Here is a 275-nt window from a genome sequence, read left to right as displayed (position 1 = left end):
AAAAGAACTTCGTAAATCAACACCTATTACATACGACGACTTAAAAAATTACAACGTGTTTATCGTTCCAGAGGCAAATATTCCTTACAAAAAATCTGAACAAGATGCAATGTTACAATATGTAAAAAATGGCGGCAGTATCTTCTTCATTGCCGATCATTATAATGCAGATCGTAATAAAAATCGCTGGGACTCTTCTGAAGTATTTAATGGATATAGACGCGGTGCTTGGGAAAATCCCGCAAAAGGAATGTCTAACGAAGAAGCAAACTCAC

The 275-nt window shown here is 36.0% G+C and carries 1 pseudogene; it reads left to right on the top strand.

Features of this window, described 5'->3' with window-relative positions:
- Positions 1 to 275, top strand: a pseudogene (locus SB658_RS23790) (DNA-binding protein); the annotation flags it as partial.

Source organism: Bacillus sp. SIMBA_008 (genome assembly GCF_046535495.1).
GTDB lineage: Bacteria > Bacillota > Bacilli > Bacillales > Bacillaceae > Bacillus > Bacillus subtilis.
The sequence above is the reverse complement of the archived record's forward strand: the minus strand, read 5'-3'. Positions and strand labels throughout refer to the sequence as shown.